The following is a 16,141-nucleotide window of genomic DNA, read 5'->3' on the forward strand; positions in this document are numbered from 1 at the left end:
GGTGAATGGTGAATGGTGAATGGACTTATCCGCTATTTGTATTTCACCTAAAGGTGCTGAGGTAAATGTGAATAGTATTGTCGCACCTTTCGAAAAATTTGCTTCCTGCTTAATTTGTGTTCAAATCGCTGATACTGCTCTTGTTGAGTAGTCATCACTTTATTATTTACGAGGTATTACTATGTTCGATCCCAAAGCCATTGACGATATCGCCAACCGTCTGGCGAATGCCATGCCGCCCGGTTTGTCTCATTTGAAAGAAGATATGGAAAGAAACTTCCATGCCATTTTGCAAGGCGCCCTCGGCAAACTGGACCTGGTCACCCGCGAAGAGTTTGAAGTGCAAAAAGCCGTGTTAACCAAAACACGCACGAAACTCGAAGATCTGGAGATTCGCGTTGCCGCGTTGGAAAGACAACTTGATCAAAACCCTTCCGATCAAGCTAATTAATAATTAACCGCTACCCTTTCAAGCCGGTTTTTCGATAAAAATTCGGCTTTTCTCCAAATTACTTATGACTCTAGCCGTAGCCTATAGCCGCGGTCGTTCCGGAATCGATGCGCCGTTAGTGACGGTGGAAGTCCATGTCACGAGCGGCCTACCCGCACTCAATATCGTCGGTTTACCCGAAACGGCGGTCAAGGAAAGCAGGGACCGGGTGCGCGGTGCGATCATCAATTCATATTTCGAATTTCCGATGCAGCGCGTCACGATCAATCTGGCTCCGGCCGATTTACCGAAGGAAGGCGGGCGTTTCGATCTGGCTATCGCCTTAGGTATTCTAGCGGCATCAGGCCAAATTCCAGCCGGCCGCCTAGCGGAAGTCGAATGTGTCGGCGAACTTTCTCTTGGCGGCGAATTGCGTCCGGTCAGCGGAGTTTTACCGATAGCGATACAAACCCGTAACAGCGGAAAACCGCTTATTCTGCCCAAAGAAAATTGCGCCGAAGCGGCCTTGATCAAAGACATCGATCTGTTGCCGGCTAATCATTTGCTTGAAGTGTGCGCGCATCTGAACGGACAGAAATCGATCGTCGTCGACGAGGAAACCCTTGTATTACCAGCGGAAACGGAATCGGTCGACTTTTCCGATGTACATGGGCAATATCACGTCAAGCGTGCCTTCGAAATCGCCGCATCGGGTGCGCATAATTTGATCATGCTCGGACCGCCCGGCACCGGTAAATCGATGCTGGCCGCGCGCTTGCCGACGATTCTGCCGCCGTTGACCGAACAGCAAGCTCAAGAAACCGCCGCGATTGCATCGATTAGCGACAAAGGTCTCGATGTTGCCAATTGGTTGAAACCGCCGTTTCGAGCGCCGCATCATACCGCATCGGCCGCCGCGTTGGTCGGTGGCGGCGGCAATCCGAAACCGGGGGAAATTTCGTTGGCTCATAACGGCACTTTGTTTTTGGACGAGTTGCCAGAATTCGACCGTAGGGTGCTGGAAGTATTACGTGAACCGCTCGAAACCGGTCATATCAGTATTTCGCGGGCGGCCCGGCAAGCCGAATTTCCGGCGCGATTTCAATTGATTGCCGCGATGAATCCATGCCCATGCGGTTATCTCGGAGATCCGTCCGGACGTTGCCATTGTTCGATAGAACAAGTCGCACGATACCGTGCCCGCATTTCAGGGCCGTTACTCGATCGTATCGATATGCATTTGGAGGTGCCGAGAGTGTCTCGCGAGGTGCTGCGAAAAGGTTCGGAGGAAGGCGAAGAAAGCAGCGTGCAAATCAGAGGGCGTGTAGTCACGGCACGAAATATCGCGTTGTCGCGTCAAGGAAAAACCAATGCGGCGCTTAACGCTCGCGAAGTCAAACAGCATTGCCGATTGTCCGATCAAGGCCATGAACTGCTCGAACAAGCCATGGATAAGTTCGGACTGTCGCACCGCGCCTATCATCGTATTCTCAAGGTGGCAAGAACCATAGCCGACCTGGCCGGTTCCGAAACGATAGAAATTGCGCATTTGAGCGAGGCGATCGGCTACCGTAGATTGGATAGGAAAACGGACTGAAGCGGCATTGATCGATAGGGTTACTGATGGGAATGCCTTCTTTCAAAAGCGTGGAGCAAAGGAAGGCTGGAAAAATAATTTTTTGTTAACTTGTTCTCTTGACAAATTTAAATTACGCTTTGCTAGGCTTGTGATTGATTCTATTAGTTTCTACTCCCTTTATACTCAAAAATTAGCTAACTTTATGAATAACCTTTTATTCTTAGACGGTTTTTCAATCACAAGGAAGTAGATTGTTGTAAAAATCAGCCCTCGGTTAGACTCCAAGGATTCTCATTGAGCTAGTTTGTGTTTTTAAAATGAAACCATCGTCTATTCAGCACTTTTTTTCCTTGAGGTTCGCAAAAATGTTTAAATTTCTAATCGCGGCGGCTAGCGTTATTTTCATTTCGATTGCCAATGTTTCTGCAAATAATAAATTGAACGATTGTTATATTGTAACAGGAGGCACTGCTAAATCTAACTCTATTCCATATGACCTAGCCGATTCATACTATATTCCTGGTAGTGAGCAAATCGGCGAATATGAAATCAGCCTTGTTAACGCTAGACTGCCCAAGAATCCAAAGCTTGCCATCAAGATTAGCGGTCCATTTAAAGGAAAAATCATTGCCCCAGATTTTCCATTTATTAAGCTAAATCATGTCTTAAGTTCTTCCGATCAAGCAGGCTTGATTTTTACTAAAGATGATGAGGTCACCTCTGCTTTTTTTGAAACTGAAACTGTGTTGCTAGTTGAAGAAACATTAAAGCCAATTGCTGGAACCGGAAAGTTTGAAAATCTTAAACCATATCCAGAAAGCAAAATAAATGTCAGCGGCAGTCTTGATCTAGCTACAGGCAAGAACAATTTTAATATAGTTAGTGGGACATTATGTTTTTGAATGATAAAGAGTAATGCAATTCTTAGTGTTCAAAAATCGAGGCCAAGGAAGGCAACCCATTCATTCCTCAAAATCCAGCTTTAGCTGGCAACATATTACGTTTTCATAAGTAGAATACCCGATAAGGTTTAGGTTTTATCTCATCAAGGTTGGTTAAGGCCTTGTTGAATCGACCCCGATTAATCTTAATTTTCAAACGATGCGGAGATCGCCGTGGAAATAATGTCGTCATTCAAAAGCAGCGGCGGTTATCGCGCCGCGCAATATCTGATCACAATTTTGATTGTGCTGCTGGTCGGTTATTTAATTAGCCTACTGCCGGTCATGTCACGATTGGTCATCGCCGATCGTTTGGTGGCGGCGGATTTGGTGCTGTTCGTCACGCAAATAACCGCGCTGATTTTGTTTTATCTTTTTGCCGTGAATGCGATCGCAGCGCTCCCGAAAACCGGCGGCGCGCTGTTTTTTGTCAAAGCGATCAGCGTGCCGGCGGCCTTGTTGGTCATCGTCATTATCGGACAAGCCGTCATTTGGCAAGTCTTGGGGCTTTTCGTCGGCGCTTCCGGCAGATCGTTCTATTTCGGCATCGCGATTCTGTTGATCGTACTAATTGGCATTTGGCTGGTATGGGTCGCCTTTCAGAATTCGCCCTATCTGATCGATTCGATCGAGGAAGTCAGGGAAACTCTGCCGGCGCTGCCAAGTCTGCGTACTAGCGTCTGCCCCGAATGCGGGCAATTGTCGTCGCGAAGCGCAAAATTTTGCTGTCACTGCGGTCATCCTAAGCACAAGGAATTCAAATGTTCGGCCTGCGGCGAAGCATTGCAGGAAGATCAAAAATTCTGCCATAGCTGCGGGCACGAAGTTGAAGCCTATCTCGAGAAAGAATCGGAGAGTTAATAATTCGGTTTTGCGAATGACGTATTCCGGTTAGTCCTACGAATGGCCTAGCATCGAGCTACCGGTTTCGGAAATGCGAAGCTCGAGCTTCGTGATCGGGCTTCCCGAGCTGGAGCCTGTGAAACAGCGGGAACATTACGCATCGGGGATTTCGATAAAAGCCGAACATCCTTGGCTTCGATAATCGAGACGAAGGCGTCGCTCCCTCAAGGGTTCCGAAAGCTCTGTGGGAGCGATCCCCTGATCGCGATTTCGAAGCCGGGTGCGCTAGTTAACAATAAAGGGTATCGAGGTCACATTAGCTAAGCTGGCAATACACGAATTAAGTATAACGACGAGAACTGGGATTGGGAAACAGCAGGAAGCCACCATGGTACGCACGGCCGTAGGATGGGTAGCAGCGAAGCGGAAACCCATCGCTTTGTTTGAGTGCAGGTAAGGTTGTGGTAATGCAGCCATTAACCAAACCCGCGATTTAATACAATGGCGCTCATGAGCGCCGCCGAAGGGCTCGGGGTGAACGGTAGATTGAGGCCCTCAGCTGCACTTTTTAGGTTACGGTCTGCTAATCCATGGCAACCGGATTCCGGCAATCCCTACTCCCCACGCATCAAATCAAGCAAATCGTCGGCCGACATCTTGCCGCTGATGTCCGCGCCTTCCAATAGACTGTCTGCCAAGTCGCGCTTGTGGCTGTGCAGTGCAACGATTTTTTCCTCGATCGTGTTCTTCGCGATCATTCGGTAAATCGTTACGGGCCGCTGTTGGCCCATGCGGTGCGCGCGGTCCGAGGCTTGATCCTCGACCGCAGGATTCCACCAGGGATCCATGTGAATCACATAATCGGCCGCGGTCAGATTTAAACCGACGCCGCCGGCTTTTAGACTGATTAAGAACAATTCGCCATCGCCGCGCTGAAATGCATCGACCCGTTTTTTACGCTCCTTGGCCTGCGTGCTGCCGTCCAGATATTGATAGCCGATACCGCGCTGTTCGATATAGTCCTTGATCAATTGCAAATGGTCGACGAATTGACTGAACACCAGAGCTTTGTGTTTGTTGTCGAGCAATTCATCGACGATTTCGCCGAATGCCGCCAATTTGCTACTGGGCAGTGCGATATCCGCATTGGCGAGCCGCGTGTTGCAACAACTGCGGCGCAATTTGGTGATCGCGGCGAGTATCTGCAAATGCTTGGCGCCGGCCTGACTGCCGGTACTGTTCAAAATTTCGAGACTTTCGCGGCGCAAGGCCTCATAAAACGCCATTTCCTCGCCGCTCATTTCGACGTAGACCGGGATTTCGGTCTTTGGCGGAAGCTCTTGCAGAACTTGGGTTTTAGTGCGGCGCAAAATGAACGGCTGAATCAATTTCTTTAATTGCTGACGGGCCTCTTGACTCCGATCGCGCTCAATAGGCCCCGCGAAGCGTTTATTGAATTGTTCCAGCGAACCGAGTAGCCCCGGATTGATAAAGCGAAACAGATTCCATAATTCGCCGAGATGATTTTCCAGCGGTGTGCCGGTCATGATCACCCGGAATTCGGCCTGTAAATTCATCGCGCCTTGCGAGCGCCGCGTTGCGATGTTTTTGATCGCCTGCGCCTCGTCGAGTATCGCGATTTGAAAAGGGATTTTCGAGAGCATCTCGGCGGCTTGTTCTTGTTGCAGCAATCCGTAACTGCAAATCAACAAGTCGAAAGACCCCAGGCTGTCGAGCTTACGCTGACGATCTCCGCTACCGAATAGAATGGGATTGAGCGTGGGCGCGAAACGGCGCGCTTCGCTTTCCCAATTCATACATACCGAAGTCGGCGCGATGATCAAGCTCGGTCCGTTCGGCGCTTTGTCGACCAGGAGCGCCAGCGCTTGTATGGTTTTGCCGAGCCCCATGTCGTCGGCCAAACAGGCGCCGACGCCCCATTGCGCCAAGCGCGCCAGCCAGTTGTAACCGTCCGTTTGATAATCGCGCAATTCCGCTTGAAACGTGGACGGTACGGCCGGCTGATACTCGCGCGCGGCCTTGAGCCGCTGCATGTGGTTTTGCCAATGTTTGTCGACCTTGAAACCGGCTTCGTCCTGCCAGTCCTCTAGCGTCAATGCCGCGAGCGGATTGATGCGGACTTTTTTGCCTGTCAAATCGGCATAAGCCTTCAAGTCGTCGAGACGGCGGCGGAATTCGTCGGTCAATGCAATAAACTGTCCGTCTTGCAATTGTAAAAATCGGCCTTGGCGGTTACCCAATAAGCCCAGCAATTGGCGGATATCGATGACGGTATCTTCGTTAACCTGCAGCTCGCCTTGCAGCGCGAACCAATCATTATCGCGTTTGATCTGCATATTGAAACCGCTGCCGGTACTGTGCCCGAGCAAGCGGAATTTAACGCCTTCGGGCCATTCCAATAACACGCGATCCGGCGGCAAGGATTGTAGTTGTAACAACAATTCCAGGCAGTGTTCCGGATCTTCGAGCAGATATTCGCCTCCGTCGTCGCGATCGGCTTCGGCTATTGCAGAGCATGCGGACAAGACCTCTTCGCAACGCATTTTTTCCAGCTTGAGATCGCGTTGCGCTTGCAACGGTTTGCCGTCGACTTCGGTAAAAACGCTCGCACCGCCTTGGCCGGGCTGATAATAAGCGCCGCTTGTCGAAAAAGGGCGAATCAGCAGCGCGGCCTTGAGCCCTTCGCCGAGCGGCAATAAATGAAGTCGAGGCGTGGCATCGGCTTCGACCTGTTCGGCCGTGCTGGAACTGCCGCCGATATCCGATTGCACGGTCAACAAACCGGAGATGCCTGTTAGTGTTTGCAGCACGCGATCTTGAGCCGTTACCGGTACTTCCAGGCCTTTCGGGCCCAGAAGTTGATAGATTTTATGATGATCGGCGGTCAATTCGATCATTTTCAATCGGGTCGGCGTTTCCTTACTGATGATTATGTTTTGCTGATGACTAGGCGCAGGTGTAAATGTAATTTTGATTTTGCCGCCTTTGGCCTTGCTGACGCGAAGTTCCGGCTCGCCTTTGACCACTTCGACCCGCACATTCGGCGAGTCGGACCAAAACAGCAGCGGATGCCCGACCAGAGCAAGCGGCATTTTTTCGCTGAATTCATAATAAATGCTGCTGCCATACCAACCGCTAGTTTCGGTATAGGATTTGATCGTAGAACAAATCCTTGAGTCATGCTCGCTCAAATAATCGAAACTGTCGCGCTCGGTATGCAGCCTTTTCAGCGCCACCGCACGGCCTTTACTCCAGCCTCCCTTGGCTTGCTGTTTTTGCTCGCGCGGTTCGATCAATACCGTTTTATATATTTCCTGAAAACTGACCAACCAGGCCATGCGGGTCGGCTTCTCCGTTTGTACAGCGCCGCTTTGGAGCCCGCTATTGCCGAGGCCCAGCAAGGCATCGAGCGCTAAATCCCAGTCGGGTCGGCTCGCGAACAAATCGGCCAGACTAACCGGCCGGCCATCCAGAAAGCCGTCATCCCAGGATTTGGACGACAAGGTTTCGGCGCGCCCTGATAATTTCGCCAGTTCTGCGGCGGGCCAGCGGTAACCGTTATCGACTAAACGCAGGTACAAATTTTGGACGATTTCCAATGAGGCTAGCGGATATCCTGATAATGGCGCATCGGTCATCCAGGAGCGCACCAGTAAGCGAAATAATAGAATTAACTTCGGAAATTCAATTGCGGAATGCGGTTCGCCATTGTCTTCATAACCCTTCGAAATCGGGTCGATTTTGTTATAGAACACCGCATTGTCGCGCTGGCTCAAGTCGCCTTGCAAAAACTTCTGGAAAATTTCCAAATAACGATAGCAATTGGCCCAAAAGCCTTTGAGCTTGATGGCCTGACCCAACAGCATCGTCAATTTTTTATCGTGCGCATCGCGGCATTTCAAGATCGCCAACGGATAAAATATGCCGGCCAATCCGTAAAAATAAATAGTCTTTTTTCCGGTTATTTTTCTAATTAACTTTAACGCTGTTTCATATTGCGCGATGGCTCCGGAAAAATCGCCTTTTAAAAACGCCAATGCGGCGCTTAACGCCTGTAATTCCGGATCTTCACTGTCCGCAACTCCTAACGCCAGAGTGTCCCAATCGCCGCGTAGCAGCAATAATTCGGCATAAATCCGGGGCGCCATTTTCAATAGTAAAGCGCCTGCGTCTCCCGAAGCGTATTCCGCTAAAAAATTGAAGATATCGGGGTCGTGATAGAGATAAACGAGCTGATGCAGGCCGATAAAGCCGGTCATGTCGTTGATCATCTGCGGGTGCCGCCGCTTGAGCCACGCGACATCCAGCGGATTCAGTATCCATGATAAATATACATCGATTTGGTCGGGCAATTGGTATTGGTAATAATAGCGGTTACCGATACTAAGACATTGATTAACCAGAGCATAATCGCCGCGATGAAATGAAATACGCGCATCGCGCAGGCACTGGTGTTGATTGGCATAGGAGGCTTTCTTAGCGATCGGCGTCGGTTGGTCGAATAACGATGCATAGCGCTCGAATTGCTTATCCTCGACTAATTGCCGGGTAATCGGTTCGGCAAGCAAGCGATTACATCGGTAACCGCTTTTACCGGCTTGGACTTCCAGCAATCGATTGTTTTTTAAAGCTACCAAAACCGGTTTTATCGAAACGGCGGTAAACGGCTTTCCTTGGTCGCTGCGAATGCCTAGCTTCGAAAGATTTTGAGCGATAAACGCGGCCGTTTCGTAACTATGGCAAACGGCTAAAAACTGCATGACGGCTTTGTCGCTATCAGTCAGATTTTGATATTTCTCGAGTAACTGGGAGCGTTGTTCGTTGAACATGACAAGGAGCTTTGAAAAAATGGCGATTATACAACACTGATAGACATGATAGGTCTATATCATTGCAATCGTTAAGCCATTGGCCGCGCGATGTCACAAATTTCGAATTTGCCTATCGATTTGCTGAAAAAAAATAAGGTTTTCCCATGTTCGAGTCGCCTAAAATTTTTTTTAAAGCTAACTCATTGAACTTAAAAAACTACCTCTCAATCGCTCCTTTTGGCGCGCAAAAAAACCGCGAAAAACACAACATATTGATTTAAGATATATCCATAAACACTATATGAGGGATTCGCGTTGCTTGCGGATTTTCTCGATCGACCGCACGAAACATCAATGATCCGGACCTTTCCCGGATGTGATAAAGCCAATACGTTCAACCAGACAAGGGAATCAAAGAATGACCGCAAAACTCCAAGTCGTTACGCAACACGCGACCGAAATTCCGCTGCAAAGCGCATCGCTGGACATCTGGGACAGCAAATACCGCCTGAAAACCAAAGACGGCAAAGCCGTCGACGGCACGATAGACGACACCTACAAACGCGTCGCGAAAGCCTTGGCCGAGGTCGAGACCAACAAGTCTTTGCAGGAGCATTGGCACAAAGAATTTCTATGGGCATTGCGTAAAGGCGCGATTCCCGCAGGCCGTATCACATCGAACGCCGGCGCGCTTGAACACAAACCGGCAACCTCGACTATCAACTGCACCGTATCGGGCATCATCGAAGACTCGATGGACGACATTCTGGCGAAAGTGCATGAGGCAGGGCTTACACTCAAGTCGGGATGCGGCATCGGCTATGAATTTTCGACCCTACGCCCGAAAAACGCCTACGTGTCCGGCGCCGGCGCCTACACGTCCGGACCGCTGTCGTTCATGGACATCTACGACAAGATGTGTTTTACGGTTTCTTCGGCCGGCGGCCGCCGCGGCGCGCAAATGGCGACCTTCGATGTCGCGCACCCCGATGTCGTCGATTTTATCCGGGCCAAACGCGAAGACGGCCGTCTGCGCCAGTTCAATCTGTCGCTGCTGATCACCCGCGAGTTCGTCGAAGCGGTCAAAAACGATGCGCAATGGCCGTTGTCGTTTCCTGTCACCGAGCGCGAAGTCAAAGCCGATGCTATCGATTTGACCGATTCCGACAAAATCGTCTGGCGCGATCTGCCGAACAAAAAAGGCTATGTCGTCAACGAAGCCGGCCTAGTCGCGTGCCGTATCACCAAAACCATGCCGGCCCGACGCCTCTGGGACATAATCATGTCGTCGACCTACGACTACGCCGAACCGGGATTCATCCTGATCGACAAAGTCAACGAAATGAACAATAACTGGTTCTGCGAAAACATTCGGGCGACTAACCCGTGCGTGACCGCCGATACTCGGCTCGCGACCCAATACGGGCTGGTCACGATAGGCGAATTGTACCGACGCGGCTTGCCGTTGGAGGTTTCCGTAGATTGCCGGTCTTTGGGACAAGACCATCGGGGTGTTGAAGTGCGACCGGCTAAACCTGCCTTCATGACTGCAAAGCAAGCGGAAGTCTATCGTGTAGTCACCGAAGACGGTTATGAAATCAAAGCCACCGAATGGCACGATTTTTATACTGATCGCGGCAAAATCAAATTGCGCGAACTTCGCCCGGGAGATGAAATACTCGTGCAATCTGGCAAAGGGCAATTCGGTCATGAAGGCGATGAAAAGCTTGGCATGCTACTGGGCCTGATTACCGGGGACGGTCATTTTACGAATCGCGGCAATAATCAGGAAGCCGTAATCGTGAATTTGTGGAATGAAGAAAGAGGTCTGGCTGAAACGATTACTACTTATGTCAATTCATTGATCGCACAGAGCGCTAGAACGGCTCGCCAATACCAGGTTTCTCCGGTGGCCGTGCCCGAACGCAATCATCTTTTTATTCGCTCGGTCGTGCTGGCGCGCGTACTCGAACATTACGGCTTTTCGCGTGATAGCAAACTGCGCGTACCGGAAGTCGTTTGGCGCGGTACCGAAGACTGCGTCCAAAACTATCTTCGCGCATTATTCCAAGCCGACGGCACTGTCAACATCTCAAGCAATAGCCAAAGCTGCTCGATTCGATTAGCTTCGAGTTATCCCGGATTGCTTAAAGACATACAACAATTGCTGGCAAACTTCGGCGTATTTTCGCGGATAAGACAACGGCGTCCTGCGCAAATGCGTCAATTGCCGGACGGTAAGGGCGGACATAGAGACTATCAGTGTAAAGCCGATTATGAATTGATTATCGACGGCGAATCTCGGGAAACCTTCATGCGCGAAATAGGTTTCTTACTCGACTATAAAAACGAGAAATATCGCCAGTGGGCAGCGGACAAAGCCTTGCGCAAATCACAGCGCTTTACGACACGGGTAAAAAGCATTGATTATGCTGGTCGTGAAGCGGTGTTCGATACCACGCAGCCGGATTGCAATGCCGTAATTTTTAACGGACTGGTTACAGGACAATGCGGCGAACAACCATTACCGCCCTACGGCAGTTGTCTGCTCGGCTCGATCAACCTGACCCGATTCGTCGAAAAACCGTTCAGCAAAGAAGCCGGATTCGATTGGGAAGGTTTCCGCAAGACCGTGCGTATTTTCACCCGCATGCTCGACAACGTCGTCGAAATCAACGGACTGCCGCTACAACAACAGCGCGACGAAATCTTCGGCAAGCGCCGCCATGGCATGGGCTATCTCGGCTTAGGGTCAACCTTGACGATGCTCGGCCTGAAATACGGCGAGGAAGAGTCTTTGGCCTTTACCGAAGAAGTCACCAAAGCGCTGGCTATTGAAGGCTGGAAGGTCGGACTGGAACTCGCGAAAGAAAAAGGTCCGGCACCGATAATGGAGCAAGTGTTCACGGTCACCGGCGAAATGCTGTACAAACGCCCGGAAATGCAGCAAGACGGCTATAAAATCGGCGACAAAGTGCCAGGCAAAGTGTTGCACGCGAAATACAGCCGCTACATGCAGCAACTGGCACAAGAAGAGCCGGAACTGGTCGAAGAACTAACCAAAACCGGCAGCCGCTTCACGCATCACAGCTCGATCGCACCGACCGGCACGATTTCTTTGTCGCTCGCGAACAACGCCAGCAACGGCATCGAACCGAGCTTCGCGCACCATTATTCGCGTAACGTGATCCGCGAAGGCAAAAAGTCCAAGGAAAAGGTCGACGTGTTCTCGTTCGAACTCTTGGCTTATCGCCACCTGGTCAATCCCGACGCGATGCCGTACAGCGACGACCCGAACGCGCAATTGCCGGATTATTTCATCGCCGCCGACGATGTCACGCCGACACAACATGTCGATATTCAGGCCGCCGCGCAAAAATGGATCGATTCGTCGATCTCCAAAACCGCCAACGTGCCGACCGACTATCCGTACGAAGACTTCAAGTCGATCTACGAGTACGCCTACGACAAGGGCCTAAAAGGTTGCACGACCTTCCGCTTTAATCCGGAAGTGTTCCAGGGTGTGCTGGTCAAGGAAAAAGACCTCGAAAACACGACCTACCAGTTCACGCTCGAAGACGGCCATGTCATCGAATTGAAAGGCAACGAAGAAGTCGAGTACGACGGCGAAATCCATTCCGCCGCGAATTTGTTCGATGCGCTGAAGGAAGGATATTACGGAAAGTTTTGATTTCCGGGAAAGTAATCTTAGGCTGGGTTAGGCTTCGCTCTTATGTCCTGCAGAGTAAACTCAACCTACGAAATTAATCCGGAGACAGTTCTATGAACCCACGCGTCAAAACAGTTCAGGTTACCGACGATTATTCGTTGATACTGCAATTTACCGACGGCAGCCGAGGCGTATACGACTGCAAGCCGCTATTGGACTTCAGCGTTTTCAAAGAGCTGCGCGATAAGCCCTATTTCAAGCGCGAGGCGGTCGAACACGGCACGGTGGTGTGGCCTCACGAACAAGATATTTGCCCGGATACTTTATATCTGGACTCCGTAAAACTGGAAAACGCAACGTAGTTAATACGATCTGTGGGAGCGACGCCTACGTCGCGACAAGAGCGTCACTCCCACACTGAAGCCGCATTCATCGGCCGGGGCGTAAAAACCAGGACAGTTAAAAACATCGACGATTCGTTAAACCGGCGAATCCCAAACTATTTAAGGTAATCATCATGACCTTGCACAAAATCAACAAAAAAATCGTCAGCTACAAAGTGCTGACCAAAGACAGCGCCGAAACAGCCCAGCCCGAAGCGGAAAAACCGTCCCCGGAATCGATGCACGAAAACATCGAACGGCCCGAAGTTCTGGTCGGCTCGACCTACAAGATCAAAACGCCGCAATCCGAACATGCGCTGTACATCACGATCAACGACATCATCCTAAACCAAGGCTCCGAGCACGAAGAACGCCGACCTTACGAAGTCTTCATCAACTCAAAGAACATGGAGCATTTCCAATGGGTGCTGGCGCTGACGCGCGTCATCTCGGCGGTATTCCGCAAAGGCGGCGACGCCTGCTTCCTGGTCGAAGAGCTGAAAGCGGTATTCGACCCGCGCGGCGGCTACTTCAAAAAAGGCGGCGTATTCATGCCCTCGCTGGTCGCCGAAATCGGCCACGCGATCGAATCGCACTTGAAACACATCGGCATGATTCAGCCCGAAGAAATGAGCGATCACCAGAAACAGTTTCTCGCCGAAAAACGCCGCGAATTCGAAGCCCACCACGGCGCGGCAAACAACGGCGACGCCTTCCCGGAACAAGCCGTACTCTGCACCAAATGCAGCACCAAAGCGATGGTGCTGATGGACGGATGCATGACTTGCTTGAATTGTGGGGAGTCCAAGTGCGGTTAAGTAGGGAGGATGCCGATAGGCGATCCGCCGGATGGTGGACCGCTGGTGTCGGTTAGCATTCGGCTTTCAACGGAACCGCTAGCGCGTTCCGCCTTACGGAATTATTTAACCCATTAGCAATCCAAAGAGGCAAGGTGTTAACACGACAATCTGATGTAGATGAACTCCTCGTTGAAGCTGCTGAACTTTTGCAAGAAATCGAAGGAGTTTATGCGGGCGCAATTAAAAATGAAGACATTATTCAAATAGCTCGCCCAAAGGTGAAAAGCTGCCTTGAGCATCTTAGAAGTTGCCTGGACTATGTTGCAGCAGATCTTTCCGAGATAACAAACTCAGCTAAAGCTCCAAAATATGTATATTTTCCATACGGAAAAGATAGAAAAATATATGAAAAAAGTTTAGAGAAAAATCTTCCTGATCTCCATAATAAGTATAAGATTATTCTGGAAACTATTCAGCCTCATAAGTGTGGTAGCAATTGGTTACTTCACCTCTGTAAAACAACAAATATCAATAAGCACACTGAACTTCAGCGACAAGATAGAATTTATAGTGAAAATTCAGTAACTCAAATTGGTAACCTGCTAAAAATGGAAGGCAGTGGTTCTGTGACTATCGGAAAGCTAGTTATTGACGGGGTACATGCGAACCCTAAAGGACCACTAATACTTACCAAAGAGAAGCCAGTAAAAGAAATTCGGGAAGAGATTTTGCTTGATATCCCGATTGACCGTAATTACGAATGGGTCAAGTTTGTACTAAAAGGAACATCATTGGATATTAGGGAATTGCTAGTTACAGCGCACTCTAAAATAAGCGAATTAGTTTTGGGTATCTATGGGGCTTAGCTCGAATTAAAAAAGGGGTCGCCCATTAGCCTGTCGGCAAAGGGGTCCGGGCAACGGGTAGAGTAGAGAACAGCGAGGGCGACGTGGTCAGGTCTTTAATTTTGCAAAAGCAATTAAGAACAACTGGTTATAGGGTGGTAAGTGCGTTAAAAATAACTGAAGCCTCAGTAGGCTCGGACGTGCGCAGTTTCGTTACGTTGGTTTCAACGGCGCGATGGCGCACCGCTACGCGTCGACCATCCTTATGTTCGTGCGAACACCGTGTCGCGGCTATGCCCCACTTGCTCCAACTTTGCTGTCGCGACGGGGGCGCTCAACTGCAGTCCGTTGGACACCTAAGAACTGGCGCATGGATATTGACAATATGTAGTCATGTGACTACAGTAGTTGCATGATCGAAATTCGCAAAACCGCCGACTTCGCTAAATGGCTCGACAACCTGCATGATCTTCAAGCGAGAGCGCGCGTCCAAACAAGGATCGAGCGGCTTGCCGCTGGAAACCCTGGAGATGTTGAACCCGTTGGCGAAGGTGTCTCGGAATTGCGAATCAATTATGGCCCCGGTTACCGGGTGTATTTCAAGAAGCGGGGGCGAGAACTGATCATTCTGCTGGCTGGCGGTGACAAGAGTACCCAAGCCAAGGATATTAAGACCGCCTTACGCCTCGCACGTAATCTTTCGGAATAGCTTTTATCATGACTAAGACTGTTACTACTCGCTATGACGTTGCCGAACACCTCAGAACACCAGAAGAAATGGCTGCTTATCTTGAGGCATGCCTTGAAGAAGCTAATGGGGATGCAGCATTCATTGCCAAAGCACTTGGTGACATAGCTCGGGCCAAAGGTATGTCACAGGTCGCGCGAGATGCAGGACTATCCCGTGAAAGCCTTTACAAGGCGCTTTCCGGTGAACGCAGCCCAGGCTTCGACACCATCCTTAAAGTTATCGGTGCGCTTGGGCTGAAGTTGCATGCCAAAGCCGAACACAATTGACCAAGTTGCCCAACATGACATTCAATCCGAACAATGGCGTCAGGTCTTGAAATATAGCAAAAATTGTCTGATTATTGGGGTGACAAGACGAGGTGTGGTGTATGTTTGGCGCAACCCATGATTACGTTGCAAACTGAAGTTTTATACGTTGCCTCAAAGCAAAGGCAAAGGGGTCGGGTCTAGATTCATAGCTTTTTTTGGAAATGGGAAATAAAAAGACCGGTTTATTTTATATTTCAACTAGGCCTTTTTTCCAAAACGAGGAGCTTTGAAACGCCCGGTGCGGTAATCCCGCACACCGGGATTTGTGTAGAGCAATCGGGTAACCGGCTATTCTGCCTTAATGAATAGCAAACAATACTACTAATCTAGATCTTTTGCTTTTATCCCGTTGTTGCTCAGTGTTGAGCAGCGCGAATTTTTCCGTTATTTCCCAATAATGGCTTTGACGGTACCCAAAATAGGAACGCCGACCAGCGCACAAGAAACAGCCCAATGTGCGCCCCAATAGGCGGTGACCACCGCGCCGGTAATCGATAATGCGGCGACCAACCAGCCTAAATACTGACCTCGCCTAATTGACCTGACATCATTCGCTGAAAATCTTGGAAACGGAGCGTTAGCGAAGTGAAGATTTTTAGTCCCCGATAGCCGTAGCGCCGGGTGTTTTGCCGGAGTCTGCGCGAATAGCGCAGGCGGAGGCAAAATACAAGGCATCGCGACACGGCGTAAAGCCATTTGTGGGAGTGCTACGGAGCCGCATCGAGTTTACGATGATGTGGCGTAGTGGCACGGACGCAG

12 protein-coding genes are annotated in these 16,141 nt (G+C 50.1%); 10 read left to right on the forward strand and 2 right to left on the reverse strand.

Annotated features, from left to right (window positions below):
- Window positions 1-181 precede the first annotated feature (181 nt).
- The 4 genes from ubiK to EQU24_RS20850 all read left to right on the forward strand — a co-directional run bounded on the left by ubiK (window position 182) and on the right by EQU24_RS20850 (window position 3,811).
- Window positions 182-451, forward strand: a complete 270-nt coding sequence (gene ubiK / locus EQU24_RS20835; protein ID WP_017841709.1) for a ubiquinone biosynthesis accessory factor UbiK — start codon at window positions 182-184, stop codon at window positions 449-451.
- A gap of 64 nt (window positions 452-515) precedes the next feature.
- Window positions 516-2,027: a YifB family Mg chelatase-like AAA ATPase gene (locus tag EQU24_RS20840; RefSeq protein WP_017841708.1), complete on the forward strand. Its 1,512-nt coding sequence runs from the start codon at window positions 516-518 to the stop codon at window positions 2,025-2,027.
- Window positions 2,028-2,374: 347 nt separating this feature from the next.
- Entirely contained in the window at window positions 2,375-2,911 is a 537-nt protein-coding gene (locus EQU24_RS20845; protein ID WP_138767252.1) for a hypothetical protein, read from the forward strand.
- Between the two features lie 222 nt (window positions 2,912-3,133).
- Entirely contained in the window at window positions 3,134-3,811 is a 678-nt protein-coding gene (locus EQU24_RS20850; RefSeq protein ID WP_017841705.1) for a zinc ribbon domain-containing protein, read from the forward strand.
- Window positions 3,812-4,407: 596 nt separating this feature from the next.
- Here EQU24_RS20850 and EQU24_RS20855 read toward each other — a convergent pair.
- Window positions 4,408-8,643, reverse strand: a complete 4,236-nt coding sequence (locus EQU24_RS20855; protein ID WP_017841704.1) for a DEAD/DEAH box helicase — start codon at window positions 8,641-8,643, stop codon at window positions 4,408-4,410.
- 400 nt (window positions 8,644-9,043) lie between these two features.
- On the opposite strand from EQU24_RS20855, the gene EQU24_RS20860 reads away from it, so the two are divergent.
- From EQU24_RS20860 to EQU24_RS20885, 6 genes are all read left to right on the forward strand, one after another.
- Window positions 9,044-12,316, forward strand: coding sequence for an LAGLIDADG family homing endonuclease (locus tag EQU24_RS20860; protein ID WP_017841702.1), 3,273 nt, complete (start codon window positions 9,044-9,046; stop codon window positions 12,314-12,316).
- Window positions 12,317-12,408: 92 nt separating this feature from the next.
- Window positions 12,409-12,657 carry a DUF2442 domain-containing protein gene (locus EQU24_RS20865; protein ID WP_017841701.1) on the forward strand — a complete coding sequence of 83 codons (249 nt, stop codon included), beginning with the start codon at window positions 12,409-12,411 and terminating at the stop codon, window positions 12,655-12,657.
- A 155-nt stretch (window positions 12,658-12,812) separates the two neighbouring features.
- A complete protein-coding gene (locus tag EQU24_RS20870; RefSeq protein WP_017841700.1) occupies window positions 12,813-13,496 on the forward strand; it encodes a TSCPD domain-containing protein in 684 nt (227 codons plus the stop codon).
- A 134-nt stretch (window positions 13,497-13,630) separates the two neighbouring features.
- Complete coding sequence (locus tag EQU24_RS20875; protein WP_017841699.1) at window positions 13,631-14,344, forward strand: hypothetical protein; 714 nt, start codon at window positions 13,631-13,633, stop codon at window positions 14,342-14,344.
- 391 nt (window positions 14,345-14,735) lie between these two features.
- A complete protein-coding gene (locus tag EQU24_RS20880) occupies window positions 14,736-15,032 on the forward strand; it encodes a type II toxin-antitoxin system RelE/ParE family toxin (protein ID WP_017841698.1) in 297 nt (98 codons plus the stop codon).
- Between the two features lie 8 nt (window positions 15,033-15,040).
- Complete coding sequence (locus EQU24_RS20885; RefSeq protein WP_017841697.1) at window positions 15,041-15,340, forward strand: addiction module antidote protein; 300 nt, start codon at window positions 15,041-15,043, stop codon at window positions 15,338-15,340.
- 426 nt (window positions 15,341-15,766) lie between these two features.
- Here EQU24_RS20885 and EQU24_RS20890 read toward each other — a convergent pair whose 3' ends face one another.
- Window positions 15,767-16,078 carry a hypothetical protein gene (locus tag EQU24_RS20890; protein ID WP_017841696.1) on the reverse strand — a complete coding sequence of 104 codons (312 nt, stop codon included), beginning with the start codon at window positions 16,076-16,078 and terminating at the stop codon, window positions 15,767-15,769.
- Window positions 16,079-16,141 lie beyond the last annotated feature (63 nt).

It is taken from the genome of Methylotuvimicrobium buryatense, assembly GCF_005931095.1.
Classification (GTDB): Bacteria; Pseudomonadota; Gammaproteobacteria; order Methylococcales; family Methylomonadaceae; genus Methylotuvimicrobium; species Methylotuvimicrobium buryatense.